This is a genomic window from Synechococcus sp. PROS-U-1 (assembly GCF_014279755.1).
GTDB lineage: Bacteria > Cyanobacteriota > Cyanobacteriia > PCC-6307 > Cyanobiaceae > Parasynechococcus.
This window is the reverse complement of record NZ_CP047951.1, coordinates 1,155,099-1,180,325: the sequence shown is the minus strand read 5'-3', so window position 1 is coordinate 1,180,325 and position 25,227 is coordinate 1,155,099. Positions and strand designations below refer to the sequence as shown.

General features: G+C 60.8%; 26 protein-coding genes. 10 read left to right on the top strand and 16 right to left on the bottom strand.

Annotation, left to right across the window (positions count from 1 at the left end; all coding sequences use genetic code 11):
• Window positions 1-47 precede the first annotated feature (47 nt).
• The gene (locus SynPROSU1_RS06445) at window positions 48-1,790 is read left to right on the top strand and encodes an NADPH-dependent assimilatory sulfite reductase hemoprotein subunit (protein WP_186572284.1); all 1,743 of its coding nucleotides are present in this window, start codon (window positions 48-50) and stop codon (window positions 1,788-1,790) included.
• Here SynPROSU1_RS06445 and SynPROSU1_RS06440 read toward each other — a convergent pair.
• The 11 genes from SynPROSU1_RS06440 to SynPROSU1_RS06390 all read right to left on the bottom strand — a co-directional run bounded on the left by SynPROSU1_RS06440 (window position 1,754) and on the right by SynPROSU1_RS06390 (window position 12,370).
• Window positions 1,754-2,455, bottom strand: a complete 702-nt coding sequence (locus tag SynPROSU1_RS06440; RefSeq protein ID WP_186572050.1) for a M15 family metallopeptidase — start codon at window positions 2,453-2,455, stop codon at window positions 1,754-1,756. The two genes, SynPROSU1_RS06445 and SynPROSU1_RS06440, sit on opposite strands and share 37 nt — an antisense overlap.
• A gap of 22 nt (window positions 2,456-2,477) precedes the next feature.
• On the bottom strand, window positions 2,478-4,931 hold the full coding sequence (gene recG / locus SynPROSU1_RS06435) for an ATP-dependent DNA helicase RecG (RefSeq protein WP_255444892.1): 2,454 nt from the start codon (window positions 4,929-4,931) through the stop codon (window positions 2,478-2,480).
• Window positions 4,932-4,963: 32 nt separating this feature from the next.
• Window positions 4,964-6,085 carry a hypothetical protein gene (locus SynPROSU1_RS06430; RefSeq protein ID WP_186572048.1) on the bottom strand — a complete coding sequence of 374 codons (1,122 nt, stop codon included), beginning with the start codon at window positions 6,083-6,085 and terminating at the stop codon, window positions 4,964-4,966.
• A gap of 5 nt (window positions 6,086-6,090) precedes the next feature.
• The gene (gene tsf, locus SynPROSU1_RS06425; RefSeq protein WP_186572047.1) at window positions 6,091-6,750 is read right to left on the bottom strand and encodes a translation elongation factor Ts; all 660 of its coding nucleotides are present in this window, start codon (window positions 6,748-6,750) and stop codon (window positions 6,091-6,093) included.
• A 78-nt stretch (window positions 6,751-6,828) separates the two neighbouring features.
• Complete coding sequence (rpsB, locus tag SynPROSU1_RS06420) at window positions 6,829-7,545, bottom strand: 30S ribosomal protein S2 (RefSeq protein ID WP_186572046.1); 717 nt, start codon at window positions 7,543-7,545, stop codon at window positions 6,829-6,831.
• Window positions 7,546-7,675: 130 nt separating this feature from the next.
• Window positions 7,676-8,608, bottom strand: coding sequence for a glycosyltransferase family 2 protein (locus SynPROSU1_RS06415; protein ID WP_186572045.1), 933 nt, complete (start codon window positions 8,606-8,608; stop codon window positions 7,676-7,678).
• Between the two features lie 87 nt (window positions 8,609-8,695).
• Complete coding sequence (locus SynPROSU1_RS06410; RefSeq protein WP_006850288.1) at window positions 8,696-8,851, bottom strand: hypothetical protein; 156 nt, start codon at window positions 8,849-8,851, stop codon at window positions 8,696-8,698.
• A gap of 33 nt (window positions 8,852-8,884) precedes the next feature.
• Window positions 8,885-9,565: an ATP-binding cassette domain-containing protein gene (locus tag SynPROSU1_RS06405; RefSeq protein ID WP_115023290.1), complete on the bottom strand. Its 681-nt coding sequence runs from the start codon at window positions 9,563-9,565 to the stop codon at window positions 8,885-8,887.
• A complete protein-coding gene (gene devC, locus SynPROSU1_RS06400; protein ID WP_186572044.1) occupies window positions 9,565-10,734 on the bottom strand; it encodes an ABC transporter permease DevC in 1,170 nt (389 codons plus the stop codon). Before devC ends, SynPROSU1_RS06405 begins: the two co-directional genes overlap by 1 nt.
• Complete coding sequence (locus SynPROSU1_RS06395) at window positions 10,731-11,627, bottom strand: HlyD family efflux transporter periplasmic adaptor subunit (protein ID WP_186572043.1); 897 nt, start codon at window positions 11,625-11,627, stop codon at window positions 10,731-10,733. Before SynPROSU1_RS06395 ends, devC begins: the two co-directional genes overlap by 4 nt.
• Entirely contained in the window at window positions 11,627-12,370 is a 744-nt protein-coding gene (locus SynPROSU1_RS06390; protein ID WP_186572042.1) for a phycocyanobilin:ferredoxin oxidoreductase, read from the bottom strand. Before SynPROSU1_RS06390 ends, SynPROSU1_RS06395 begins: the two co-directional genes overlap by 1 nt.
• 18 nt (window positions 12,371-12,388) lie before the next feature.
• Between SynPROSU1_RS06390 and SynPROSU1_RS06385 the strand changes: the two genes are divergently transcribed.
• Window positions 12,389-13,672: a pitrilysin family protein gene (locus tag SynPROSU1_RS06385; RefSeq protein WP_186572041.1), complete on the top strand. Its 1,284-nt coding sequence runs from the start codon at window positions 12,389-12,391 to the stop codon at window positions 13,670-13,672.
• Window positions 13,669-14,925 (top strand): pitrilysin family protein, encoded by a 1,257-nt coding sequence (locus tag SynPROSU1_RS06380; RefSeq protein WP_186572040.1) that lies wholly within the window; start codon window positions 13,669-13,671, stop codon window positions 14,923-14,925. The genes SynPROSU1_RS06385 and SynPROSU1_RS06380 overlap by 4 nt, the downstream gene beginning before the upstream one ends.
• Here SynPROSU1_RS06380 and SynPROSU1_RS06375 read toward each other — a convergent pair.
• The gene (locus SynPROSU1_RS06375; protein ID WP_186572039.1) at window positions 14,922-15,158 is read right to left on the bottom strand and encodes a DUF3148 domain-containing protein; all 237 of its coding nucleotides are present in this window, start codon (window positions 15,156-15,158) and stop codon (window positions 14,922-14,924) included. The two genes, SynPROSU1_RS06380 and SynPROSU1_RS06375, sit on opposite strands and share 4 nt — an antisense overlap.
• Before the next feature lie 56 nt (window positions 15,159-15,214).
• Between SynPROSU1_RS06375 and SynPROSU1_RS06370 the strand changes: the two genes are divergently transcribed.
• Genes SynPROSU1_RS06370 through SynPROSU1_RS06360 form a run of 3 tightly spaced genes read left to right on the top strand, consistent with a single transcriptional unit; the run spans window position 15,215 to window position 17,881 of the window.
• Window positions 15,215-15,784: a biotin transporter BioY gene (locus tag SynPROSU1_RS06370; protein WP_186572038.1), complete on the top strand. Its 570-nt coding sequence runs from the start codon at window positions 15,215-15,217 to the stop codon at window positions 15,782-15,784.
• Window positions 15,781-16,257, top strand: coding sequence for a signal peptidase II (lspA, locus tag SynPROSU1_RS06365; protein WP_186572037.1), 477 nt, complete (start codon window positions 15,781-15,783; stop codon window positions 16,255-16,257). The genes SynPROSU1_RS06370 and lspA overlap by 4 nt, the downstream gene beginning before the upstream one ends.
• A gap of 34 nt (window positions 16,258-16,291) precedes the next feature.
• Window positions 16,292-17,881, top strand: coding sequence for a YcjF family protein (locus tag SynPROSU1_RS06360; RefSeq protein WP_186572036.1), 1,590 nt, complete (start codon window positions 16,292-16,294; stop codon window positions 17,879-17,881).
• 128 nt (window positions 17,882-18,009) lie between these two features.
• Here SynPROSU1_RS06360 and SynPROSU1_RS06355 read toward each other — a convergent pair whose 3' ends face one another.
• On the bottom strand, window positions 18,010-19,413 hold the full coding sequence (locus SynPROSU1_RS06355; RefSeq protein WP_186572283.1) for an aminotransferase class V-fold PLP-dependent enzyme: 1,404 nt from the start codon (window positions 19,411-19,413) through the stop codon (window positions 18,010-18,012).
• Window positions 19,414-19,453: 40 nt separating this feature from the next.
• Here SynPROSU1_RS06355 and SynPROSU1_RS06350 point away from each other — a divergent pair, with 40 nt between their 5' ends.
• A complete protein-coding gene (locus SynPROSU1_RS06350; protein ID WP_186572035.1) occupies window positions 19,454-19,957 on the top strand; it encodes a nucleoside deaminase in 504 nt (167 codons plus the stop codon).
• Here SynPROSU1_RS06350 and SynPROSU1_RS06345 read toward each other — a convergent pair.
• Both SynPROSU1_RS06345 and SynPROSU1_RS06340 read right to left on the bottom strand, forming a co-directional pair.
• Window positions 19,929-21,125, bottom strand: coding sequence for an alanine--glyoxylate aminotransferase family protein (locus SynPROSU1_RS06345; RefSeq protein WP_186572034.1), 1,197 nt, complete (start codon window positions 21,123-21,125; stop codon window positions 19,929-19,931). The two genes, SynPROSU1_RS06350 and SynPROSU1_RS06345, sit on opposite strands and share 29 nt — an antisense overlap.
• A 96-nt stretch (window positions 21,126-21,221) precedes the next feature.
• The gene (locus SynPROSU1_RS06340; RefSeq protein WP_186572033.1) at window positions 21,222-21,746 is read right to left on the bottom strand and encodes an allophycocyanin subunit beta; all 525 of its coding nucleotides are present in this window, start codon (window positions 21,744-21,746) and stop codon (window positions 21,222-21,224) included.
• Between the two features lie 206 nt (window positions 21,747-21,952).
• On the opposite strand from SynPROSU1_RS06340, the gene glnA reads away from it, so the two are divergent.
• The 3 genes from glnA to SynPROSU1_RS06325 all read left to right on the top strand — a co-directional run bounded on the left by glnA (window position 21,953) and on the right by SynPROSU1_RS06325 (window position 24,952).
• Window positions 21,953-23,374 (top strand): type I glutamate--ammonia ligase, encoded by a 1,422-nt coding sequence (glnA, locus tag SynPROSU1_RS06335; protein ID WP_186572032.1) that lies wholly within the window; start codon window positions 21,953-21,955, stop codon window positions 23,372-23,374.
• 115 nt (window positions 23,375-23,489) lie between these two features.
• Entirely contained in the window at window positions 23,490-24,563 is a 1,074-nt protein-coding gene (locus SynPROSU1_RS06330; RefSeq protein WP_186572282.1) for a class I SAM-dependent methyltransferase, read from the top strand.
• Between the two features lie 74 nt (window positions 24,564-24,637).
• The gene (locus SynPROSU1_RS06325) at window positions 24,638-24,952 is read left to right on the top strand and encodes a copper-binding protein (RefSeq protein WP_186572031.1); all 315 of its coding nucleotides are present in this window, start codon (window positions 24,638-24,640) and stop codon (window positions 24,950-24,952) included.
• Window positions 24,953-24,957: 5 nt separating this feature from the next.
• Here the strand turns inward: SynPROSU1_RS06325 and SynPROSU1_RS06320 are convergent, their stop codons facing one another.
• Window positions 24,958-25,227, bottom strand: a complete 270-nt coding sequence (locus tag SynPROSU1_RS06320) for a hypothetical protein (protein ID WP_186572030.1) — start codon at window positions 25,225-25,227, stop codon at window positions 24,958-24,960.

The window sequence follows — 25,227 nt, the reverse complement described above, 5'->3', positions numbered from 1 at the left end:
CGCTACGTTCAAATCAAGAAATCCTTTTCGGGGTGGGGGAAAGCTCCTTGGCAGTGGCGGAAACCGGATCTCAATCGCTGTCCAAGGCGGAGCAGCGCAAGTTGGATAGCGACCATCTGCGCGATCCACTGCTGAGCGAGCTCGGCAACGATGAGGTTCGCTTTACGGAAGATGCCGTTCAGCTGCTGAAGTTCCACGGCAGCTACCAGCAGCACCACCGCGAACTGCGCAAAACCGATAAGGTCCGTAGCTGGCAAATGATGCTGCGGCTGCGCAGTCCGGGCGGACGCATCCCCGCCAGGCTTTTTCTCGCCCTGGATGACCTCTCCAACCGTCTGGGTGATGGAACGCTGCGGGCCACCACGCGCCAGGCCTTCCAGATGCATGGCATCGCCAAGGCTGATCTGAAGGAGGTGATCGGCACCATCGTTCGCAACCTGGGTTCGACCTTGGCGGCCTGCGGAGACATCAACCGCAATGTGATGGCTCCTCCGGCTCCCTTCGAGAAGGGTGGCTATCCCGTGGCGCGCCGCCTGGCGGATGAAATCGCCGATCTGCTGAGCCCTGAGGCTGCCGAAGGGGCTTACCTCGATCTCTGGGTGGATGGTGACCTTAGTTATCGCTTCAAGCCCAGCCGCGCCGTACAGAAGGCCAGGAAGCGCCAGAGCGAAGACGGTTTGTTTTCAGGTAGCGCGGATGAACCTCTTTACGGGGACACCTACCTCCCAAGAAAGTTCAAGGTCGCAGTCACCGTGCCCGGGGACAACTCCGTGGACCTGCTGACCCAGGACATCGGCCTGGTGGCCTTCACCGATCCCTCCGGCGAACTGCGTGGTTGCAACGTCTACGTCGGCGGTGGCATGGGCCGCACCCACAACAAGGACGAGACCTTCGCCCGCACGGCGGACCCCCTGGGCTATGTCGACGCCGCGAACGTTCTCGATGTAGTCCAGGCGATCCTGGCGCTGCAACGGGACCACGGCGACAGGGAAGTGCGCAAGCACGCCCGCATGAAATACCTGCTGCATGACAAGGGTATTCAGTGGTTCCGCGACACCCTTTGCGCGACTTACTTCAAGGGAACCCTCAAAGGGCTGCGCAATGAGCCGAAAGCCAAACTGCTCGACTACCTCGGCTGGCATCGGCAGAAGGCGGGGATGTGGTTCGTTGGCCTGCCCCTGCTGTGCGGACGCTTGAACGGTGATCTGAAAGCAGGACTGCGCCAGCTCGTTGAGACCTACCAGCTGGAGATTCGTCTCACCGCCAATCAAGACCTGCTGCTCTGCAACATCGGCACCTCCCAGCGCGCCAGCATCCGAACGCAGCTTGAGGCGCTTGGTTTTGAGGTGCCTGAAGCTCCAGCCCGCCTGGCCAGACATGCCATCGCCTGCCCGGCCTTGCCCACCTGCGGCCTGGCGATCACCGAATCGGAGCGCATCCTGCCGGATGTTCTGGATCGCCTGGATGCTCAGCTGCGTCGGCTCGAGATCGAGAAGTCACTGCTCGTGCGCATGACCGGCTGCCCCAATGGGTGTGCTCGGCCCTACATGGCGGAACTTGGTTTGGTCGGCAACGGAGTCAACCAGTACCAACTCTGGCTCGGGGGCACCCCCAATCTCCAACGTCTGGCGCGTCCCTACATGGAGAAATTGCCACTCGACGATCTGGAAAAGACCCTCGAACCGTTGCTGCTGAGCTGGAAGGCTGCCGGTGGTCGACGCAGCTTCGGGGACCACATTGAGAAGCTGGGTGATCAGGAAGTGAGCGCGCTGTTGACAGCTTCGGCATAGATCGCAGCGGCAGCACCCTTGCGCCAGGCCCAGAGTTGATCTCCGAACGAGTAATGCCACCACTCGTTCGGATGCTGGGCGAAGCCGGAAGCATCCATGACATCGGCCAGAAGCTGTCGGCGTTGATGCCAGCATCGCGCCTCCGGATCCTCCCGTCCGGCGTAATGCTGGGGCTCTGATAGTGCGCCGATGGCATCAATCTCTCCACCCATCGCCAGCGGTATTCCTGCACCGTTGCTCAGGGTGAGATCAACAGCAGCACCGGTGCTGTGGGGTGGAGGCGTCGCAGGATCGCGGCTGGGGGCAGCCCAGAACCGGCCCACATCGGCAACCACGCGATCGAAGGCATCACCCGACCGCCGTTCAACTCCACGCTCACGGCAGAGCTCCGCAATGCTGTGCTCCACCATGAAGGCCTGCACCGCGATCGGACGCCACGCATCAAAAATGCTCAGGCGAAGGCTGGGGTCGTGATTGAGGAGACGCTGCTGCGCCTCCAGTAGCCGCCGAACCACCCCCTGGCGAAGTTGGAAGGGTTGTCCTGATGGCCCATAGGGAGCACCAAGCGCCATGTACGGATGCGGTTCCATCCGCAGCAACTCCCCTGGCAGTGGTTGCAGGCACTCGCCGCATTCCTTGATCGGGATCGGGCTCCAGGGGCGCATCAAATCGCAGAAACAGGGTGGGTCAGTTCAAGGGAGTGGCGCCGCTGAGGCGACGCTGTTGTGCGTCCAAGGTCTCGCGTAGCAATGGCAGGTGCTCAAGCTTGGGGTCGTGGTTCAGCAGGTCCTGGGCAGCGGTTCGCGCATCCTCCAGAACGGCACCATCATCGGCAAGGCTGGCCAAGGCCAGATCGGGCAGGCCCGACTGACGGGTCCCCAACACCTGTCCAGGACCACGCAGACGCAGATCCATCTCAGCGATCTCAAAACCATCGGTGGAGCGCAACAGCACATCCAGGCGCTGGCGTGCCAGGGGATTGGAACTGCCATTGATCAACAGGCAGTGGGAGGCGGCGGCGCCACGACCGACGCGCCCCCGCAACTGATGCAATTGCGCCAGTCCAAAGCGCTCGGCATGGTCGATCACCATCACGCTGGCCTCGGGCACATCCACCCCCACTTCCACCACCGTGGTCGACACCAGCACCTGGGTCTTGCCGGAAGCGAACTCTGTCAACACCGTCTGCTTGTCGACACTGGAGAGACGCCCATGCAGCAGCCCGACCGCCAGATCAGGGAAGACCTCCGAGGCCAACTCGGCATGCACTTCAACGGCCGAACGAAGCTCGAGTTTCTCTGACTCATCCACCAGAGGCAGAACCACATAGGCCCTCTGGCCAAGCTGCACCTCCTCACGGATCAGCTCATAGGCCTTCTCTCGTTGACCAGCCGTGAGCATGCGGGTGCGAATCGGTGTGCGACCTGGAGGCAATTCATCGATCTGGCTGACATCCAGATCCCCATGCATCGAGAGCGCCAGGGTCCGTGGGATCGGTGTTGCCGTCATGGTGAGCAGATGCGGCTGCAAGCCCTTGTTGAGCAGACGATCGCGTTGGTGAACGCCAAAGCGGTGTTGTTCATCCACCACCACAAGACCCAGGCGATTGAAAACCACAGGATCCTCAAGCAGGGCGTGGGTGCCCACCAGCACCTTGAGGGAACCGTTGGCCAGGTCATCCAACAGCTGACGGCGGCGGGGTCGTGGAGTGGATCCCGTCAACAAGGCGACGCTGACGTGAAGCTGAGGCAGCCACTGGCAGAGGTTGCGGTAATGCTGCTCGGCCAACACCTCCGTTGGAGCCATCAAGGCCCCCTGCCAACCCGAGGTAATGGTGCTGAGCAACGCTGCAATGGCAACCACCGTCTTTCCCGAGCCGACATCCCCCTGCACCAGTCGGGCCATGGGTTCGGTGCGACCGAGATCGGCTTCAATCTCCTGAAAGACCCGTTGCTGGGCTGCGGTGAAGCGGAAGGGCAGCAGATCCATGAACTCCCCCACGAGCCCATCAGCACTGGTCTGAAGATCCAGATCAGGCCCCGTCCGAGATCGCAGCACCTGACGCCGGCGCAACAGCCCCAACTGCAGGAGCAGAAACTCATCGAACACCAGCCGGCGTCGCCCCCGATCAAGGCTTTCACGATCCTTGGGCGCATGCAGCGCTTGCAGGGCATCTGCCAGCGTTGGCAACTCAAAGTCCTGCTGAAGCGCAGCGGGCAGGGGATCGGGCCAGGTGGCAGCAAGGGGCAAGACCTGATCGATCAAGCTGCGAAAACGGTCGGCCCCGACCCCTTCCGTGAGGGGATACACCGGCAGAAGCCGACCGATACTGGGGGACTTCACCGGAGACGAGGGGCTGTCCAGCACCTCGATCAAGGGATCCTGGAACGTGATGCCGTAGGGGCCGTCTTTGACAAGACCACTGACGGCCACCGTGGCACCAACGGGGTAGAGACGCTGCTGACCTTTGAGGTAGGCCGGGGAACTGAAGCGTTTACCGGCCAGGAAACGGCTCACCTTCAGGCGACCCGTCGGATCCTGCAGTTGGAGCTCGATGATGGCGAGGTTGGTGTTCCTCGGGCTGACAAAGCCGTTGCAGCGGCGAATCGTGGCCACGATCGTGGCGGTCTCCCCCGACACCAGCGCCTCAATACGGCGCATCGCCGAATAATCGACATGGTCGCGGGGGTAATAGCGCAGCAGGTCGCGCACCAGAAGCAGTCCGATCGACGCCAGGCGAGCGGCGAATTTCGGCCCCACACCTCGGATCTGCGTGATCGGGCTATCGAGCTGCAACGGTGACGTTGGGCGTTGAGCGCCCTCTCCAGTTTTGGAGGACGCCTGAACCTTCAGGCGTGGCGGTGCCATGGGCGCAGAGGGCTCCAGGCGATGGCGCAGCTCGTGCAACCACTGACGCGCATCGGCAACAAGACGCCGGCGGGCAGGATCGGCCAGCTCTGGATAATCGGCGAACCCCGCACTGAGCCTCGTCATCCGTTCAGTCACCCCCTGGGGGAAAGGCAATGCCGGTGGCGCTCCGAGCTGTTGCTGCAGAAAGTCATGAAAACGCTGTTGGCGACCCTGCAAATTTTGAAAACCGCGGTCCGCCTCCAATCCCAGCGAACGCTGAATTGGAAGCATCCACGCCAGGAACAGCGACAGTTGATCGCTGGTCAGTCCCCGCTCAGCTGCTGCGTTGAATCGGATGGGGTCTGCCAATGGGTTCGGGCCTCACGATCCAGGGAGCGACGCTGCCAGTGGCGTTGCTGCCGAACCATTGTGAGCAGAGCATGGTGGTGAGTGCGCAATCGCTTGCGGCACTGACGCAAGCGTGGGCTGTCGAACTCCAGATCGTTGCTGCGCAGGAGCACACAAAGAACATCCATGCCTTGATCGAGATCGCCGACGGCCAAAGGGAGACGCAACCGCAACACATTTGTGGCGGTCGGCTGCGTCTCCACCTGTCCTTTCAACACGGCGTCAAGAAGGCTTATGGGCAGGAGCGTCTGGGCCAACCCTGACCGCAGCATCTGCACATTCACAGCATGGGACAAGTTGCGCAACCGTCGCTCCAGCGCCTGATCCATGGCGTAGATCCAGTGCAACAGGGCATCCGGCTCATTGGGGAGGAAGTGGTCGTCACCTGCAATGGACTGATCCAAAGCTCCATTGGCCTCGACGGGTTGTTGGGCCTGCTGCATCGCATCGCCGGCCAACTCGAACAGCGAGCGGAGCACATCGAGATCCCCTGTTGGTTTCGCATCAGGGTGCTCAGGACCAGGTTCGGCGCCTGGACCTGAAGCGGTGGCCGCCGGTGGTGAATCGAGGGGAGAGGCCAGGCTCAACTGAATGGAACCACTGGGTTCCTCGGGCTGCGGCGGAGACGTGGACAACTCGGGCTCAGGATCCTTATTCAGCGTCTGCCGGCTGAGGTTCTGAAGCATGGTTCGGCCGGCATGGGCCTGCTGCCGCCGCTGCTCCTGCTGCATCTGCTGCACCAGAGGCATCAGCTGCTCCACCGTGAGAAGGACGCTGCAGCGACTGATCAGATCATCGACCGACGCATGAAAATTCTGACGGGTCGACTTCGGAAGCCGGCTGAAACGGGAGGGGTCGACCTCGCCGAGAAGATTGAACAGTGCCTGGCGTGTGGCTCCTGACAGCAGCTCACGCAAGACTTGAAGATAGAGAGCCTGCTCCCTGTACAGAGCAATCGCCCGCAGCCGGCACAGCCGTTGGAGGCGTGCCAGCTGTTCTGACGGGTCGTAAGCAGGCCTGACGTCCGGGTCGGACAAGGGAATCAGCCGGCGTTCTGCATGGACGCCACTTCAGCGGCGAAGTCGTTCTCTTCCACCTCGATGCCCTCACCCAAGGTGTAACGGGTAAAGCGGCGCACCTTGACGTTCTCACCGATCTTGCCGGCGGTCTGCTTGACCAAATCAGCCACGGTGATCGAGCTGTCCTTGATGAAAGGCTGCTCCATCAAGGCCAGTTCCTTGAGGCGCTTGCCGATGCGGCCCTCAACGATCTTGACCTTCATCTGCTCAGGCTTGCCATCGAGGTCGTCACGGCCCATTTCGATGGCCTTCTCTCGCTCACGGATCTCGTCAGGGATCTCATCGGTGGTGACGTATTCGACGTTCGGGCATGCAGCCACCTGCATGGAAACGTCGCGGAGAAGCGCTTGGAACATGTCTCCACGAGCGACGAAATCGGTCTCGCAGTTCACTTCAACCAGAACGCCGACCCGTGCACCGGTGTGGATGTAGCTGCCAATGGAACCTTCAGCAGCGGTGCGTCCGGATTTCTTTTCAGCGCTGGCAATGCCTTTCTGACGAAGCCACTCAATGGCTTTGTTGGCATCGCCATCCGTAGCGGCAAGTGCCTTTTTGCAGTCCATCATTCCCGCGCCGGTCTTGTCGCGGAGTTCTTTGACAAGCTTGGCGGATACGGCAGGCATCGGTCGGAAAGGAAGAGAAGGGTGGAAGGGCCGTCCTCCTTTTTCGGAGGACGGCAGTGTCGAGGAAGGAAAAGGTGATCAGGCGTCGGCGTCGCCGCCGCGCTGATCATTGGAACCGTGGCGACCTTCATTGATCGCATCGGCCAAACGACCCAGGATCAGTTGCACGGAACGCACTGCATCGTCGTTGCAGGGAATCGGAACCTCGCAGAGGTCCGGATCGCAGTTGGTATCAAGCATGGACACCAGGGGGATGTCGAGCTTGCGAGCTTCAAGCACAGCATTGGACTCACGGCGTTGGTCCACCAGAATCACGACGTCGGGCAGACGGCGCATGTTCTTCAGACCGCCCAGGTACTTCTGGAGACGCTCGAGTTCACGACGCAGCACCGCACCCTCCTTCTTGGGGCGCATGGCGATGGCTCCACTGGATTCCATCCGCTCCAGATCCTTGAGACGATCGATCCGGGCCTTCATGGTGGTCCAGTTGGTGAGCATGCCGCCCAACCAGCGCTGGTTCACATAGGAGGCTCCACAGCGTGCAGCTTCGAGAGCCACCACTTCAGAGGCTTGCTTCTTGGTGCCGACGAAGAGGAAGCGCTTGCCGCTGCGGGCAGCAGAACGAGTCCACTTGTAAGCGTTGTTCATGCAGACGGCGGTCTGCACAAGGTCAATGATGTGAACACCATTGCGCGCGCAATAGATGTAGCGCGACATCTTGGGGTTCCAACGACGGGTCTGGTGTCCGAAGTGGGCACCAGCCTCCATCATCTCGGCGAGGGTGACGACAGCCATAGCTTGAGGGTTTCGGGTTCGCCTCCACCTGCCAGGGACCTGAACAACCAGCAGATGCCGGTCTCACGGTGCACCCGAAACGGGCAGGTGTGCGGAGTGAAAGGACCTATAGAAGGTATCAAAACGTTGATCAGCGCAGTCCCGCCGCTCGGGCCTCGCGGAACAAGGCACGCACGCCGATGCGGTTGAGGGGCAGACGAAGCAACTCCATCGCAGTCCCCGAATAGCCATGACGGATCAACCAGCGAAGCAAGGGGCGAAGGCTCGATGGATTGATCAGCCCCCCGACGGTGAGAAGCTCCCAGAGAATCCGATGGAACCAGGTGAACTGGATGATTAAGCGCACCCGTCGCGTTGGGTGTTTGCGGTAAAACACAAGCCCCATGCGGGCCCGCTCTCGCTCCACCTCCACAAGGCGGGGGATCTGATCGAGGCTCAGAGCAGGGTGCCAGTGATAGCCGACAGCAGCCGGACACTTCACCAACTCAACTCCCATCCGCCGCAGGCGCTCACCAAGTTCCAGGTCCTCCCAGCCGTAGAGGCGAAAACCGGTGTCGAACAGGCCTGAGCGCTCCAGCACCTCTCGATCAATGGCCACGTTCCCCGTGGCGAAATAAGCCCAGGACAAGTCCCTCAGCTTGTGACGTTCAGAGCTGGGCGCCTCGAAGTTGGCGGTGTTGATGACAGCGCCGTACGTAAAACAGAGACGATCACCCCGCCTCTCCCAGCATTGCTGAAGGGCCATGGCATGGGTCGCCAGGAAGGTCTCTGTGACCACAAGGTCACTGTCGATGAACACGATCACATCGCCACGGGCATGATCAACACCGCGGTTCCGCCCTTCTGCCGGACCACCGTGCTCCTGCTCAATCAGGCGCACATGGGGGAAACGATGGGACTGCTCCCGCAGCCACGACGGCGTTCCATCGGTGGAACCGTCGTCGACCACAACAACTTCGTAGTCCTGAAGAGCTCCGGCGAGCTGCTGATCTTCCAGTGCCGCGAGGCATTTCTCGAGAATCGGGCGTCGGTTGTAGGTCGGAATAACGACACTGACGAACATCGCGACGGCCGATGCAGAAGGGAACCCACCCTACGAACAACAAAAAGGGGCCCGCAGGCCCCTTTTTTCTGAACATTGCTTGGCAGATCAGTCCGCCGCGCCACCATTGTTGGCGGTTCCGGTCACGCCATTGCCAGCGCCTTCACCACGGCCATCGTTCCGCATCTTGCGCTTCTTGAACTTGCGGGCGTAGGCGCGGTTCCGCTCCTGCTTCTCTTTCTTCAGGTTTCTGCGCTTGGCCATGCGGAACTGCGGGCTCTTGAATCAACGCTGAGTCTACTCAACGGCATTCAGCAGACGCCCATCCTCCATCTGGAGCACGCGATCGGCGACATCAACGATGCGTGGATCATGGGTCACCATCAGCACCGCACAGGACTGTTCGCGTGCAAGTCGGCGCAGCAGCTCCACCACCTCACGGCCCGTGCGGCTGTCAAGGGCTGCTGTGGGCTCGTCCGCCAGGAGCAGCCTGGGATTAGCCGCAAGGGCACGGGCAATGGCGACCCGCTGCTTCTGTCCTCCGGACAAATCCTGTGGAACTTTGCCCATGTGGTCGTCCAATCCGACGGCACGCAGCCACTGACGGGCTTCATCCCGGCGGGCTCTGTAGCTGAGATCTGGCAGAAGATCAGATCCCATCTGCACGTTCTGTTCTGCGGTGAGGCAGCGCAACAGGTTGTGCCCCTGAAAAATCATTCCAATGCGCCGGCGCACCTGCTGGCGTCGACGTCGGCCGGCCCCATGCAAGGGCTCACCGAGCACAGACACCTGACCGTGCTGCACCGTGCGTAGAGCGCCGATCAAGGTCAACAGCGTTGTCTTGCCACAGCCGGAGGGACCGGTCAGCAGCACCACTTCGCCCGGCTCAATCCTGAGACTGATGTTCTGAAGAACTTCACGGCGCATCGCCCCCTGGCCGAAAGCATGGGACAGCTGATCCACAACAACTGCGGTCATCAGAAGATCTCCGCCGGATCCGCATCGATGAGGCGACGCATGGCCAAAAGCGACGACAGCATGCACATCACCAGGATCATCACCAAAACGGTGAGCGCCCGCGAGAGATCCATGCCGACGGGCAGTTTGGTCGCGTCACGAACGAACCAGTACAAACCCTGCCCGGCCAGATAGGCGGGGACGTAGCCGAGAGCGGCCAGATAAAACCCCTCACGAACCACCACACCAAGCAGGTGACTGAGCCGGTAGCCCATCGCCATCAGGGTGGCGTACTCCGGCAGGTGGTCACTGACATCGGTGTACAACACCTGGTACACGATCACGCAGCCAACAACGAACCCCATGGCAGCGCCGAGGGTGAAGATGAAACCGATGGAGGTGCTGCTCTTCCAGTAGTTCTGCTCGAAATCGATGAAGCCTTGCTTGGTTAACACCGAAACATCCTTGGGCAGTCGCTGGCTTAATCGGGACACCACCTGCTCAGGGTCCGCTCCTGGCTTCAAGCGCACCAGACCCACTTCGATCGCCCCAGGCGGCTTCTGAGGCATCAGATCCAGAAACGTCTCGGTGCTCGTAAGCAGATTGCCGTCGGCACCGAAGCTGGTGCCCAGGCTCACCAGACCCGCCACCCGGACGCGGTTGCCAGCGATCTCGGTTTCCACCACCCGGCCATCGCGATACCAATCGGCAATGGGTCCGAATTCGGGGCGTGACAGCTGATCAAACAGGATCCGCCCTTTCTGCTTGAGAGCGTCAGTTTTCTCAGCAAGGGAGGGGTCGACGAAGAAGGGGTCATCGGGATTGAAGCCCAAGGCCAGGATCGACCGGTTGCGCCGCGTTTCGGGGTTGCGCCAGAGCATCAGCCCCCAGTGCACCGGGGTCACCCCCTCGACATCGGGATCAGCCAGGGTCTGAACCAGCCGCCGCCTGGGAAAGGCCTCCATACTCACGGAGCTGGCGGAGCGGGGACTAATCAGGACGACATCGGCATCGAACAGCCGGTGCGCCGTGACGCTGGCGTCAAAGAGGCCATCACGGAATCCGAGCTGCATGAACATCAGAATTCCCGCAAAACTGATGCCGGCAAGTGCCACCAGCAAGCGAACGGGCTGGCGCGTCAGCAACAGCCAGGAGAGAGGAATCCGACGCCCCCGCCAGAACCGGTTCATGGATCGAAGCGGGCAATCACCTTCAAGCCAGCCAAACGGCTGACTTTGGCTGCATCTTCAGGGTTGAGCACCACATCAACCACCACAACGCGGGCGTCGGCATCGCCGGTGGGATCGGTGGAGAGAACAGACCGTTGTTCCACCTGGGGACTGATGCGCAGCACGCGCCCGACAAGTTCACCGCGGAAGCCACCGTTCTCACTGGTGAGGCGAACGGACTGGTCGGGGCGAATCCGAGCGATATCGGATTCATAGACCTCGATGCTGGCCTGCATGGCCTGGTTCGCACCCACGTCCATCACTCCCTCCACGCCAGGGCGCTCGCCTTCACGGGCGTGCAACTTGAAGACGACACCATCAATGGGAGAGATCAGCTGGCTCAGCTCGAGATCGGCCATGAACCCTTTGCGTTCAGCCAGGGCCTGATCCCGCTGTCCCTGGAGGCGCACCAGCTCCTCCCGCTTGTTGTCCACCAAAGACAACTCAGCAGCTCCCCAGTCCGCGGCTTGAGTGAAACGCTCAACCTCAATGGCCTGAAGACGGATCTCCTGGTCCAGGCTTCTCAGCTCAGCGTCAACACGCTCTAGGTCTGCCAGGAGGCCAACACGGTGATCAAACACCGCCAACACCTGGCCGCGCTTGATCGCATCTCCCTCGTTCACCTGAAGTGAGGCAACCCTCGGGGTCCCCGCCATTCCTGCAGTTGGAGCCGCGAGATTGCGGATGTCCCCCGCAGGCTCAAGTTGCCCCAAAGCAGCAACGGCTTGTGGACGAACCGATCGTTCAGCAGGGGGGGCAACAGGTGTTGGTGCCGGCGTTGGTCGAAGAAACCAGCCGCCCACTGCAGCGATGACCAAACTTCCAGCCACAACAGACCAGCGCTTGGGACTCATCACGGTTCGGGTGGATTGTCGAAGAGCAGCAAATCGATGTAGCGATCGGCCCAAGCCGAATCGAAGGCCTTCTCGAGGACGCGCCGGGTCTTGTCGTTGCGTTTTTGCTGAAGGCAATAGTTCAGCTGACCTTCATATCGGCGAACTGTAGTGAGTGCAGTCGACGCTTCGGGAGTCGCTTCGATCACGCTTGTCGCCATCACCTGCAGGTAGTGGCTCACCAGGTCCTGAAAGGCCGACTCCTCTTCCACACCATCCGGTCGAATGAAGCAGACCTTGCTGGAGAAGATGGCTGATCCCCAGGCCGGTAAATCCCGGACCTGACGGAACGAAGGCCATGGCTTCTCCTCAAGCCGATTCAGCAGCCGCTCTGGCAAGACATCAGAGGTTGGTGAGAGATCAACAATCGCGGCTGAGATGCCAGCCGGGCCGGCCACAACATCTGCCCCGAAAATTGGCAGCTCATACCGGGGATCCGGGAACCAGACACTGTGAAGGATTTGAAGTCCGTTGCCGAGCCGTGCGACTTCCAAATGCAGTTTGCGAAGGCCGACGCAGCGAAAAAGCTCGTTGCCGATCGTTAGCCCTTCCCCATCAAGCTGCCCCGTGACCAACCGCAGATCGTCATCGCATGGGAGGGCTTCCAATCCTGGCAATCCCTTCCAGGCACTACGAATCGACGCTGCCAAGGCATGCACAAGGGGATGCTGTCCTGGCGGTTGCGCCAGCGGCTTGGGCTGCATCGGAGAAGCAGGCACAGAATGGAACTTTGCCACGCAGTTCTGAACCTTCCGTTCTCCGGTCCCCCTCTGGACCATTGGACCCTCCCCAACGGAGTGCGCTGCGTGACGGCAGACATGCCGGATGCACCCCTGACCTGTCTCGATCTCTGGTGCCGCGCAGGCAGTGCCAGTGAGCAGACAGGGGAAGAGGGAATGGCCCATTTCCTTGAGCACATGGTGTTCAAGGGAAGTGAGCGGCTGGCCGCAGGGGCCTTCGATGAAGCGATCGAGGCTCTTGGTGGCAGCAGCAATGCAGCCACTGGATTTGATGACGTCCACTTCCATGTGCTGACACCACCGGATCGAGCCCGCGAAGCGTTGGACCTGTTGCTGGAACTTGTGCTGCAGCCAAGCCTTGATCCAGGCGGGTTCAGCACAGAACGGGGTGTGGTGCTGGAGGAGATCGCGCAATACGCCGATCAACCAAACGAGCAAGTGCTGCAACTGCTGCTCAGCAAAGGCTGTGAGCAACACCCGTACGGCCGACCCATTCTTGGAACGCCCCGCAGCCTGGAGGCCATGACTCCCGCTGCCATGCAGGCGTTTCACAGACGGCAATACCGCGGTTCCAACTGCTGCCTAGCGGTGGCCGGACCCGCATCCGCTGAGCTGCGCACCGCTGTGGGCTCCTCAGCTCTGGCCGGACTCGTGGATGCCCCGGATCCGTCATCACCGCCGCCCTCCCTGAGCGTGCGCCCCGGTCGCCACCGCGTTGCGGTGGATCGCCTTGAATCAGCCCGACTGCTGATGCTCTGGGAGGCGCCCCAGGCCCATGATCAGGGCGGGGTGATGGCGGCTGATCTCGCCACAACCCTGCTGGGGGAGGGCCGACGCAGTCGCCTCGTCAACCACCTGAGGGAGGACCTTCAGATTGTTGAAAGTGTGTCGATGGACCTCTCAGTTCTGGAACAGGGCAGCCTGATCACCCTGGAAGTGATCTGCCCAGACGAGCACCTCGAGGCTGTTGAACACGAGGTCAACCGGCAACTGCGCACCATGACGCAGGAGCTCGTCACCGATCAGGAACTGAAGCGGGGGCAGCAACTGGTGAGCAATGGGCTTCGCTATGCCTTGGAATCGACGGGTCAGGTGTCAGGACTCTGTGCCAGCCAGAGCCTCTGGGACCGTCAGCAGGATCTGTTGCAACCCCTGGCGTTCCTCTCGCCATGGACGGCAGAGCGGCTGCGCTCGGACCTGTTTTCAAAGCTTCAACCCGAACAAGCTTGCGTGCTGACCGCCCAAGCCAAGACGGAAAACGAATGAGCAACCCCGAACTGCTCGTCGAACCGGTCTCAACTCCAGGGATTCTGGCCGCGAAACTGCTGCTTCCAGTCGGCAGCGCAGACGACCCTGTCGGAGCCCGGGGGGGCCATGACCTGCTGGCGTCCCTGCTCAGCCGGGGCTGCGGACGACTCAACAATCTGGAGCTGGCTGACCTTGTGGAGGGATGCGGCGCGGGTCTGCGCTGTGATGCCCAGGAGGACGCCGTGATCCTGAGCCTGCGCTGCACGGTTGAAGACGCCGAGCATCTCTTGCCACTGCTGGCGCAGATGGTGCGAGCACCCCACCTTGAACCGGATCAGGTGGCCCTAGAACGTTCGCTCACGATTCAGGCCCTGCAGCGGCAGCGGGAAGACCCGTTCCATTGCGCCACCACAGGCTGGAGGCAGCTGACATACGGCAGCGGTGGCTATGGCCATGACCCCATGGGCATCGCTGAAGAGCTTGTCGAGCTGGATCGAACGGCGCTGCTTCCACTGGCCCAGCGGCTGCCAGAAGCATCAAGTGTTCTCGCCCTGGCAGGCAGCATCCCGCCACAAATCATCGACAAGTTCCGTTCGCTTGAAGACTTCCGCGACTGGCCGAGGGGCAAAGCCAGAGATCCCGCAAGCCGTTTCCCTTACGCCAAAGGAGTCGGCAGCGAAACAATTCAGCTTGAACCGATGGACACGGAACAAGTGGTTCTGATGCTGGGTCAGGCGACGCTGGGGCATGGCCATCCGGATGAACTGGCCTTACGGCTGTTGCAGTGCCATCTGGGAGTCGGGATGTCGAGCCTGCTGTTCCAGCGTTTGCGTGAGGACCATGGCGTGGCCTACGACGTGGCAGCACACTTCCCTGCCCTGGCAGGTCCCGCTCCGTTTGTTCTGATGGCCTCCAGCGTCGAGGAACGGGCGGAGCTCGCCCTGGACTTGCTGCTGACGATCTGGGACGAGCTACGGGAGCAACACCTCAGTGAGACAGCGCTTGAGCTCGCACGAGCCAAGTACATCGGCCAACTCGCCCAGGGGCTGCAGACCTGTTCCCAACGGGCTGAACGGCGCGTTCAACTGAAGGCGCAGGGGCTTCCCGATGATCATGACCAGAGATGTGTTGACGCCCTCGCGGGAGTGACACCGTCCGATGTCCGCGAGGCAGCAGCGCGCTGGCTCAGCAACCCACGGCTCAGCCTGTGCGGAACCTCCGGAGCACTGAAGCAGCTCGAACGGCGCTGGAATCGCCGGGCAGCTGGTTAGTCCGAATCCTCGGCATCTTCGGCATCAATCAGGTCCAGCCGATCGAGCGCGATCAAAAACGTTCCCCGACGGAACCGAACGGCGACTGTGTCCATCGGGTGGAGGGCAACCACCTCACCCACTTCGCCGGCAGCCACCAGATCCGGCGGCCGCAACATCGGCATCGGATCGGCCGACTTGAGGTAGGGAAGTTGCTGCTTCAGGCGCAGCCGGTCGCCAATCGATACCGTCATCTGAACTGGGCAGGATCTGCATTGTCGAGCAGGATGGGTCGAGTTGAGGTGTCGATGTGAGGGCTCTCGCCTCCTGGTGTGGTGCCCTGGTGGGTCTGTTGGCCATCCTTATCGGTGGTCTGGTGCCGGCCGCGTTGTTTCTGCCCGCACCCGAACCGATTGTTCTACCCCTGCCCGTGACCTGGCAGGTGCCGGCCCTTTTCCTCTGCGCCATGGTCAGCGGCCCGCGCGCCGGTGTCATGGCTGCCGTGGGCTATCTGACCCTGGGACTGTTCAGCCTGCCGGTGTTCCATGGCGGTGGCGGACTGAGCTATGTACTGGAACCGGGATTCGGCTACCTGGCGGGGTTTGTTCCAGCCGCCTGGCTCACCGGACGCCTGGCACAGCAGGCCGGCATGGATGACCTCCCCAGACAGTCGCTGTCTGCCCTTGCGGGACTCCTTGTTCTTCAGGTCTGCGGTCTTCTCAATCTCGCCATTGGAGCCGTCCTGGGGCGATGGTCGATTGGATTCTTGGAGCTCCTGATGCAGTTTTCCATCGGCCCGCTGCCAGCTCAGATGCTGCTCTGCATCGGTGCAGGAGTGCTCTCGGTTGCCTTGCGTCGGCTGTTGATCATCGAGCCATGAACAGGAAGCTGCCGCGTCGATCCACCCTGCTGATTGCTCTGGTCATCGTCGTGGTGGATCAGGTCAGTAAGGCATTGGCGTCCAGCGCTTTGAAGGGTGGCCACAACGTTGCCTTTCTGCCGCACCTGCTCTCCCTGCAGTTGGTCCACAACACCGGAGCCGCCTTCAGCGTCCTTCAGAACTCCACAGCTCTGCTTGGTCTGCTCAGCTTGGGGGTCGGCATCGCTCTGATCCTGTGGATCTGGCGTCAACGGGTCCTGCCGTTCTGGCAGGCGCTCGCCTCAGCGGCGCTCCTTGGCGGGACCTTGGGCAACGGTCTCGATCGCTGGCGCCTGGGTTATGTGGTCGATTTTCTGGCGCTCGAACCGATCGACTTCCCGATCTTCAACGGGGCGGATATCGCCATCAATTGCGCTGTGCTCTGCTTCGCCATCGATCTGTGGACCCGCCGAGGTGACACCAGCCATGGCTAACCCAACGTTGCCCTGAGGCCGGTGTGAAGCAGCCATGAAACGCCAAACCAAATTGCTGATTGGTCTCGGGGTTGCCTTTGTGGCCTTGGTGCTGATCGGTGTTGCCGTTCAGACCATCCGCAGCCTGCTGTGGGATCTGAGTTACTTCCTGCCTCCCTGGCTGCTCACGCCGGTTCTGCTCTTGGGACTGGTGCTGGTGTCCACCGTGGTGGTGCAAGTTGGCTGGCCGATTTGGAAACGCTGGAGGTCACACCCACCCCAGCGCCAGAATCAGCCAAGCTCCGCTCCCCAAAACCGCCGGGACGCCGCAACCACCAGCCTGGGCCACGTGGATCGTTTGATCGAACGCATCCAGGACGACATCAGCCGCCAGAGCTTGCAGGGCGAACGCGATCGCGTCGCGGATGAACTGAAGCGAGGGGATCTGGTGGTTGTTGTTTTTGGCACCGGTTCCAGCGGCAAGACATCACTCATCCGTGCTCTTCTCAAGGAGATGGTTGGCGAAGTGGGTGCACCGATGGGCGTCACCAAAACCAGCCGCGTCTACCGCTTGCGCCTGAAAGGTTTGGAGCGTGGTCTGCAGCTCGTGGACACCCCGGGAATTCTTGAAGCGGGAGAGGAAGGCCTAAGCCGGGAGGAAACGGCGCGGCGCCGGGCGGTTCGCGCCGACCTGTTGATCGTTGTGGTTGACGGGGATCTAAGAGCCTCGGAATTCGCGGTTGTGCAATCCCTGGCCGGCCTCGGCAAGCGGCTTCTGTTGGTGTTGAACAAGCGGGATTTGCGGGGAGTTGAGGAGGAAAAACGTCTCCTGCAGGTGCTGCGTTCGCGTTGCCAGGGTCGTCTCACCGCTGCCGATGTAGTGGCCTGCAGTGCATCTCCTCAATCCATTCCTCGACCCGGGCGTCAACCCCTACAGCCGATGCCTGACGTCAGTGACCTGTTGCAGCGCCTCGCCGGTGTGCTTCACGCTGAGGGCGAGGAACTCATTGCTGACAACATTCTTCTCCAGTGTCGTTCCCTCGACAGCCGCGGGCGCGATCTGTTGAACGACCAGCGTTCTCGGGAAGCCAAACGCTGCATTGACCGCTACAGCTGGATGGGCGCTGGGATCGTGGCAGCCAACCCACTGCCAGGGGTGGATCTGTTGAGTACTGCGGCGGTGAATGCCCAGATGATTCTCGAAATGGCGAAGATCTATGGGGTCGAGATGTCCCGGGATCGCGCCAAGGACTTGGCGATGTCCTTAGGGCAAACCCTGGGAAAGCTGGGCATCGTTAAAGGAGCGATGAGCCTTCTGGGCACCAGCCTGAGCCTGAGCTTGCCCACATTGGTGCTTGGTCAGGTGCTCCAGGGTGTGGTGACCGCGTGGCTGACCCGAATCGCTGGCAGCAGCTTCATGCGGTACTTCGAGCAGGACCAAGACTGGGGCGACGGAGGGATGCAGACCGTCGTGCAACAGGCCTTTGAACTCAACCGGCGGGAACTGTCACTTCAGCGATTTTTAACCAGTGCAATGCGGCAAGTGGTTGAGCCGCTTCAGCAGTCGTCAGCGGGGCGACTTCCCCCCCGCCCAGTGCCTCAGCAGGAGGGGGAAGCATCGGCCCACGGGCATCCAGAACCGTAATCAGCAGCAGATAAAGCACTCCAATCGCCACTGAGATTGCTCCGGTGACGATCGCAACCCATTGTGAACCTTTCTGCTGTTCAGGCAAAGGAGATCCTCTATCGAAGGCGATTGTGAACGATCAGGCTCTACACCAGCGATGCATTCAGTCGATCGGACAAGTCGCTGAGGTGCTGAGCCCTGGTGTGCGGATTACCAAAGACAGCCTTGAGACAGAAACGGTCGCTGTAAAACGGTCTCGACAACATGTACCCGTTGGAAAGCAGCATCTGGAGGGTCTCCTCACTCCAACGATCCGCGGCGTCAATGCCCCCCTGCTTGGCCTGGAACGCCAGCAGGTGAAGATCACCCGACAACAGCGTGAATTTGTCTGGATCCAACTGAGCGGCGAAGGTCGCTCGCCGTTGCAATGCTCCGCTGAGCGTGGCCTCGATACCAGCCTCTCCCAACTGGCGCAAACCCAGCCACAGCTTCAGAATCTCAGCAGGTCGGGTGCCCTGGAGGCCGATCTCCCCGCCGTGGTCCAATGCAGTGGGCGCCTGCATGTAGGGCAATCCTGTTGAGAAGGCCTTACGGAGGTGGGTGCGATCCCGCAACAAAAGCAGCGATGAAGCCTTGGTGATACCCAGCAGTTTCTGCGGATTCAGCGTGATGGAATCCGCCAGTTCAATGCCCCTCATGAGGGGTGCATGACTGGCACTCAGCGCGAATACACCGCCAATAGCTGCGTCCACATGGAACCAAACACGTGCATCACGACAGAGTGATGCCAGATCCGGCATGGGATCGATAGCACCGCGCACCGTTGTTCCAGCGGTGGCGACCACCGCCAGACAGGAACGCCCTTGAGCTTGCAGTGTTGTCAAACGCTCAGCCAAAGCCTCGAGGCAAAGGCCACCGCCTGGGGCCACGGGAAGCGCCTGAAGAGCGTCTTTCGACAGACCCATCACCCTGGCCGCCTTGTTGATCGAGACGTGGGCGTCTTGGCTGCAGAGGAGCACGGGGTCCCGCTGCATCGAACCCAAGGCCGCCCTTGCTGCGACCAGTGCCATGAGATTGCTCAGGGTTCCACCACTGGCCAGAACGCCGCCAGATCCCTCCGGCAAGCCGATCCTGTGGCAAAACCAACGGCACAGGTCATGTTCCAGGCCAGTCAGCCCAGGAGACAGTTCCTCTGCCAAGAGGTTGTTGTTTAACCCTGCGCAAACCAACTCCGCCGCGATGGAGGCGGTAAGAGGGGGAGGATCAAGATGGGCCAGAGCACCGGGATGAGACGGCTGATAAGCCCCATCCATCACTTGCTGCAGATCATTGAGAAGTGACTCGACACCAGCTCCCTCGAGGCCGGGGGCCACGTCAGGCAAGGGGCGCATCAGGGGCAGCGGGCCGGTTCGTTCAGCGGAGCCGATCCAACGGCAGAGCAGATCCGAACTGCGGTGCAAGAAGTCCCTCAGCACTGGGTCTGCAGCCGAAGGGATGGCGAACGGAGCAAGCCGATCCGATGGGTGCTGAGACTCGGAGCAGGCTTGCAATGGAGACCCGTGAACTGCAGTGATCTTCGCGTCTCGTGGGATGGTGCTCAAAGAACAGCGTGTAACGGCGGTGGATCAGCGGGATGACTTCACTCGCTGGATGGACGTTCTGCTCCAGCGGGCCGAGGCAACTGGAGCGGAAGGAGAAGTGCCGGTCGCCGCGGTGATTCTTGATGGGCAGAGGAGAGCCATTGGACATGGACGCAACCGACGCCAGACCCATATGGACCCCCTCGGACATGCCGAACTGGTGGCGTTGCGACAGGCAGCTCTGGTGCAGGGCGATTGGAGATTCAATCACTGCACCCTGATCGTCACCCTCGAACCCTGCCCCATGTGTGCGGGGGCCTTGGTGCAGGCCCGGATGGGAACGGTGGTCTATGGCGCGATGGACCCTAAGCGCGGTGGCCTGGGGGGGAGCCTTGACCTCTCAACCCATGCCAGTGCCCACCACCAGATGAAGGTGATTCGCGGTGTGCGAGAACCGGAGGCTAGAGGGCAGCTGGAACGCTGGTTCAGGCAGCGGCGGCGACGGAACCGCTGAAGCGAGGCAGCTCTGTTTCGAACAGGTTGAGCAGACGATTCACATTCTCTGGAGTGGAGTTGTAACCCATCAGCCCGATTCGCCAGATTTTTCCGGCAAGCGTGCCGAGACCACCACCAACCTCGATTCCGTGGTTGTTCAGCAGGTGCTGACTGAAGGCCTTGCCATCCACACCTTCAGGAATACGAACCGTGGTGAGGGTCGGCAGTCGACGGTCGGCCGGCACATGCATCGACAGCCCCAGACTTTCCAGACCGCTCCAGAGCAATTCCGCATTGCTGCGGTGACGCGCCCAGGCCTGATCCAGCCCTTCCTCTGCCAACAGGCGCAATGCCTCGCGCATGCCGAAGTTCATGTTCACAGGGGCCGTGTGGTGATACACCCGATCACTGCCCCAGTACTGATTCAGAAGAGAGACATCGAGGTACCAGTTCGGAACCTTGCCCTGACGGGCCGTCATCTTGGCTTCAGCACGAGGACCCATCGTGAACGGTCCAAGGCCCGGAGGGCAGCTCAGCCCCTTCTGGCTGCAGCTGTAAGCGAGGTCAACCTTCCACTCATCGATATACAGAGGAACCCCCCCCAGGGAGGTGACGGTGTCGAGCAGCAGCAGGCAATCATGCTTGCGGCAGAGGTCACCGATGCCGTCCATCGGTTGGCAAACACCCGTGGATGTTTCTGCATGAACCATCGCCAGGATGGCGGGCTTGTGCTTGATCAGGGCCGCCTCGAGTTCATCAAGAGAAAACCACTCTCCCCATGGCTTCTCAATGGTTTTGACCTCAGCGCGGTAACGGCCCGCCATATCGGCCAGCCTCATGCCGAAGTATCCCTTCACCGCTACCAGAACGGTGTCTCCAGGCTCAACCGTGTTGGCCAGGGTTGCCTCCATGGCGGCACTTCCGGTGCCACTCATCGGCAGCGTGAGGCGATTATCCGTTTGCCAGGCGTAGCGCAGCAGTTCCTGCACCTCACCCATCAGCTCCACGTAAAGCGGATCGAGGTGACCGATTGGGGTTCGCGACAGAGCCTTCAGAACTGTTGGGTGCGCGTTCGACGGGCCTGGTCCGAGAAGAAGTCGATCAGGTGTTCCGATCGGTGCAAAAGCTTTGCGGTGACGATCGTCAACAGGAAGAAGAGAGTTCGTCGTCGCCAAAGCCCTGATCATTGGTTCGTGGTGGTGAGCCTACGCAGTCGGCCCCCTCGAAAGGGTTGAGAGCGGCACGATTGCAATCTGTTCAAATCTTGCGCGGAACGTCTGCGCTCAGCGTTGGCGCACGTTGGTTTCTCCCAGACCCTTGGCCAGGTGATCGAACGGCTGAAGAACGGTGGAGAGCTGCTCGGATGCCGCACCGTTGGCGAGAAGCATCTCGGCAACGACTTCACCCAGCAAGACGATGCTGCGGACCGTGGGGCCGGTAGGAACCCCGAGACTCTTGTAAGTGTCGTCGAGGCCGTTGAGAACACGCTCATTGAGGATCGTGCTGTCCCCTGCGACCAGGGCGTAGCTGGCGTAGCGGAGGAAGTAATCCATGTCCCGCAGGCAGGCGGCGAGCCGACGGGTGGTGTAAGCGTTGCCTCCAGGCAGCAGAAGATCGGGTTCGTCCCGGAACAGGCGCTGACTGGCCTCACGCACGATCTCGGTGGCTGAACCGTTGATCAGCTCAACGGCCTGAATCCGCATCGTGGATTCATCCAGATACGCATTGATGCTGTCGATCGCTGAACGATCGAAATAACGACCCAGCTGGTCATAGCGACCGATCAGACCGCTGATTGCATCGCGCATTTACCTGAATCTCCAGAGGATCCCCCGCGGACGCTAACACCGTTGAAGCGGGCAAACCCTTTGGCAGGCCTGCATTTCAGCCAAGTTGACAGAAACGGTTACGCAGTCAACTCCAGGCTGATGGAACGTACCCCTTGATACAAAATGGAGACTTGTGGCTGTTTACGGTCACATCACTGCACAATTCAGTCGAGCAGTCCTTTCTTATGTCGAAATCCCCCCAGGACGTCCTGCGCCAGATCAAGGACGAAGGCATCGAACTGATCGACCTCAAATTCACTGATCTGCACGGCAAATGGCAGCACCTGACGATTTGCACCGATCTGCTGGAGGAAGAGTCCTTCACTGAAGGCCTTGCTTTTGACGGATCATCCATCCGTGGATGGAAAGGCATCCAAGCCTCTGACATGGCCATGGTGCCCGACGCCAACACAGCCTGGGTGGATCCGTTCTATCGGCACAAAACCCTGAGCATGATCTGCTCGATTCAGGAACCGCGCACTGGCCAGCCCTATGAGCGCTGCCCGCGCGCACTGGCCCAACGTGCCTTGAATCACCTCGCCAGCACCGGGCTGGCCGACATGGCCTTCTTCGGTCCTGAGCCTGAATTCTTCCTCTTCGACGACGTCCGCTACAACTCGGCCGAAGGTGGCTCCTTCTACAGCGTCGACACGATCGAGGCGGGTTGGAACACAGGTCGTATTGAGGAAGGCGGCAACCTTGCCTACAAAATTCAGGTGAAAGAGGGGTACTTCCCCGTTGCTCCCAATGACACAGCACAGGACATCCGCTCCGAGATGCTTCTGTTGATGGGGCAACTGGGCATCCCCACTGAGAAGCACCACCACGAAGTGGCCGGCGCCGGCCAGCACGAGCTCGGCATGAAATTCGCTGAGCTAATCCAGGCCGCCGACAACGTAATGACGTACAAATACGTCGTGCGCAACGTGGCCAAGAAGTACGGCAAGACAGCCACCTTCATGCCCAAGCCGGTGTTCAACGACAACGGCACCGGGATGCACGTGCACCAAAGCCTCTGGAAAGGCGGCCAGCCCCTGTTCTTTGGCGAAGGCAGCTACGCGAATCTGTCGCAGACCGCCCGCTGGTACATCGGCGGCATCCTCAAGCACGCCCCCGCCTTCCTGGCCTTCACCAACCCCACCACCAACAGCTACAAGCGTTTGGTGCCGGGCTTTGAAGCTCCGGTGAACCTGGTGTACTCGGAGGGCAACCGCTCCGCCGCCGTGCGGATTCCGCTCACCGGTCCGAGCCCCAAGGCCAAGCGCCTCGAATTCCGCTCCGGTGATGCCCTGGCGAACCCCTATCTGGCCTTCAGCGCCATGATGATGGCCGGGCTCGACGGCATCAAGAATCAGATCGATCCCGGCGACGGCGAAGACCGTGACCTGTTCGAACTCCCAGAGGAAGAACTTTCGAAGATCGCAACGGTCCCGGCTTCCCTTAATGGTGCCTTGGAAGCTCTGAACGCCGATCGTGGCTTCCTCACTGCTGGCGGTGTGTTCAGCGATGACTTCATCGACAACTGGATTGACCTCAAATACGAAGAGGTTCAGCAGCTGCGTCAGCGTCCTCACCCCCACGAATTCACCATGTACTACGACGCCTGATCAGCGATCGTTTCGATCCACGACCCGCCTCCCTGGAGGCGGGTTTTTTTGTGGACCGCTTGGCACACGGTTGGGCGTCACATTCGCTGAAATAGAGCTGTTGTCTGAATCCGCGATGGCGTCAACGCCCCTGAGCAAGCTTGCGTACCAAACGCTTCAGCAAGGCAAAAGCATCGCGGGCCTGGCTCATAAAGAGCTGAGCACCAAGTTGATGGAGTGGGTGGCACCCGATGCCGTTCCCAAGACGGAATCCGTTCCAGCCGAAGTGCTTGGGGAATTGCGGCTGGACATGAACAAACTCCAGGAACAGGACTGGCAGGAGGCTGAGGAAGGGATTTATCCCGAACAGTTGCTGTTCGATGCGCCCTGGCTCGACTGGGTCAGCCGTTATCCACAGGTGTGGATGGATCTCCCCTCCACGTGGGATCGTCGCCGTGAGCGCAACGTTCGCGATCTTCCCCGAGACACCGACACGGCGCTGTATCCCGATTATTACCTCCAGAATTTCCACCATCAAACCGATGGTTATCTGAGCGATCATTCCGCCGGTCTTTATGACCTGCAGGTCGAGATCCTGTTCAACGGCACGGCAGATGCCATGCGGAGACGGGTTCTGGCACCGCTCAAACGCGGTTTGAAGCATTTCGCTGACCGGGCTCCGGGATCCCTGAAAATTCTCGATGTGGCCACCGGAACAGGCCGGACACTGCATCAAATTCGAGCTGCGGTCCCCCACGCACAGCTGATCGGAACCGATCTCTCTGAGTCGTACCTGCGTCAAGCCAACCGCTGGCTCAATGCAGGGGACGCGTCGTTGGTTCAACTGATTCGGGCCAACGGAGAATCCCTCCCCCTGGCGGATCAGTCTGTTCAAGCCGTGACCTGCGTGTTCTTGCTGCATGAATTACCAGCACAGGCCCGCCAGAACGTGCTGAACGAGGCCTGGAGGGTACTCGAACCTGGCGGCGTTTTCGTTCTTGCCGACTCTGTGCAGATGGCCGATTCAGCCAAATTCGCCGCAGTGATGGAGAACTTCCGGCGAGTCTTCCATGAGCCCTACTACCGCGACTACATCGGTGACGACATCGACGCACGCTTAGTGGATGCTGGTTTCGAGGGAATCACAGCCGAATCCCACTTCATGACCAGGGTTTGGTCGGCACGCAAGCCCAGCGCTGAGGCCACCTGAGGGGATTCCCTGACAGCGTCCCTTGCACGAACGGCTACCAGCCATAGGGTGAGATCGATTCCAAAGGGAACTTCATGACAAATCCCTTTCGGTTGCGCTGGCTTCAGGGCTGGACGTTTCAGGTGGTGCTGATGGAAGGTCATGTGCAGGTGGAAGCCCTTGGGTTTGGCATCTGCTTGCGCACAGCTGTGTTGCCGGGGGAAACCCCACAAGCCGCAGCAGATCGTCTTGTTCTCTCTGAAGATCGCCGGCGTCGGGCTCTGCACAATGCCTGGCTTCGTGGTCAGGACATGGCACAACCTTCAGAGGTTCGATCCAGCAAGGATGAAGCTCCTGCTTCCAATTCACTGGTGGTCGTTGAACAAGCCCATCGCCAGCGGGTTGCTTAATCGGGTTAGAGCAGCGACAACAGCCAAGCCAGGGTGAAGCCCGCTCCACCAAAGCGCAATGCCCTCCAGAAGCGCTCCCCAGACAGGGGTGTCAGATCCCAGCCTGCAGGTGACTGGCTGATCAGATTGGCGGCAAGTTTGCGGCGCTGAATCCAGCGCCGCCCCGCAACTCCCGACCCGACATGGGCCTGACATTGCCCTTGCAACAAGAGACGTGAGGCATGGTGCAGCCAACGCAGTTCACTGCCGCATTGTTTGCCTTTGCGCTGTTCCAC

What these genes read in the sequence shown, in the direction of transcription:
- SynPROSU1_RS06440 (WP_186572050.1), bottom strand. Translation starts at nt 2,455, where the DNA reads ATGCGCCCCTGGAGCCCGATCCCGATCAAGGAATGCGGCGAGTGCCTG.
- recG (WP_255444892.1), bottom strand. Translation starts at nt 4,931, where the DNA reads ATGCTTCCAATTCAGCGTTCGCTGGGATTGGAGGCGGACCGCGGTTTT.
- tsf (WP_186572047.1), bottom strand. Translation starts at nt 6,750, where the DNA reads ATGCCTGCCGTATCCGCCAAGCTTGTCAAAGAACTCCGCGACAAGACC.
- rpsB (WP_186572046.1), bottom strand. Translation starts at nt 7,545, where the DNA reads ATGGCTGTCGTCACCCTCGCCGAGATGATGGAGGCTGGTGCCCACTTC.
- SynPROSU1_RS06415 (WP_186572045.1), bottom strand. Translation starts at nt 8,608, where the DNA reads ATGTTCGTCAGTGTCGTTATTCCGACCTACAACCGACGCCCGATTCTC.
- SynPROSU1_RS06410 (WP_006850288.1), bottom strand. Translation starts at nt 8,851, where the DNA reads ATGGCCAAGCGCAGAAACCTGAAGAAAGAGAAGCAGGAGCGGAACCGC.
- SynPROSU1_RS06405 (WP_115023290.1), bottom strand. Translation starts at nt 9,565, where the DNA reads ATGACCGCAGTTGTTGTGGATCAGCTGTCCCATGCTTTCGGCCAGGGG.
- devC (WP_186572044.1), bottom strand. Translation starts at nt 10,734, where the DNA reads ATGAACCGGTTCTGGCGGGGGCGTCGGATTCCTCTCTCCTGGCTGTTG.
- SynPROSU1_RS06395 (WP_186572043.1), bottom strand. Translation starts at nt 11,627, where the DNA reads ATGAGTCCCAAGCGCTGGTCTGTTGTGGCTGGAAGTTTGGTCATCGCT.
- SynPROSU1_RS06390 (WP_186572042.1), bottom strand. Translation starts at nt 12,370, where the DNA reads ATGCAGCCCAAGCCGCTGGCGCAACCGCCAGGACAGCATCCCCTTGTG.
- SynPROSU1_RS06385 (WP_186572041.1), top strand. Translation starts at nt 12,389, where the DNA reads ATGGAACTTTGCCACGCAGTTCTGAACCTTCCGTTCTCCGGTCCCCCT.
- SynPROSU1_RS06380 (WP_186572040.1), top strand. Translation starts at nt 13,669, where the DNA reads ATGAGCAACCCCGAACTGCTCGTCGAACCGGTCTCAACTCCAGGGATT.
- SynPROSU1_RS06375 (WP_186572039.1), bottom strand. Translation starts at nt 15,158, where the DNA reads ATGACGGTATCGATTGGCGACCGGCTGCGCCTGAAGCAGCAACTTCCC.
- lspA (WP_186572037.1), top strand. Translation starts at nt 15,781, where the DNA reads ATGAACAGGAAGCTGCCGCGTCGATCCACCCTGCTGATTGCTCTGGTC.
- SynPROSU1_RS06360 (WP_186572036.1), top strand. Translation starts at nt 16,292, where the DNA reads ATGAAACGCCAAACCAAATTGCTGATTGGTCTCGGGGTTGCCTTTGTG.
- SynPROSU1_RS06350 (WP_186572035.1), top strand. Translation starts at nt 19,454, where the DNA reads ATGGTGCTCAAAGAACAGCGTGTAACGGCGGTGGATCAGCGGGATGAC.
- SynPROSU1_RS06345 (WP_186572034.1), bottom strand. Translation starts at nt 21,125, where the DNA reads ATGATCAGGGCTTTGGCGACGACGAACTCTCTTCTTCCTGTTGACGAT.
- SynPROSU1_RS06340 (WP_186572033.1), bottom strand. Translation starts at nt 21,746, where the DNA reads ATGCGCGATGCAATCAGCGGTCTGATCGGTCGCTATGACCAGCTGGGT.
- glnA (WP_186572032.1), top strand. Translation starts at nt 21,953, where the DNA reads ATGTCGAAATCCCCCCAGGACGTCCTGCGCCAGATCAAGGACGAAGGC.
- SynPROSU1_RS06330 (WP_186572282.1), top strand. Translation starts at nt 23,490, where the DNA reads ATGGCGTCAACGCCCCTGAGCAAGCTTGCGTACCAAACGCTTCAGCAA.
- SynPROSU1_RS06325 (WP_186572031.1), top strand. Translation starts at nt 24,638, where the DNA reads ATGACAAATCCCTTTCGGTTGCGCTGGCTTCAGGGCTGGACGTTTCAG.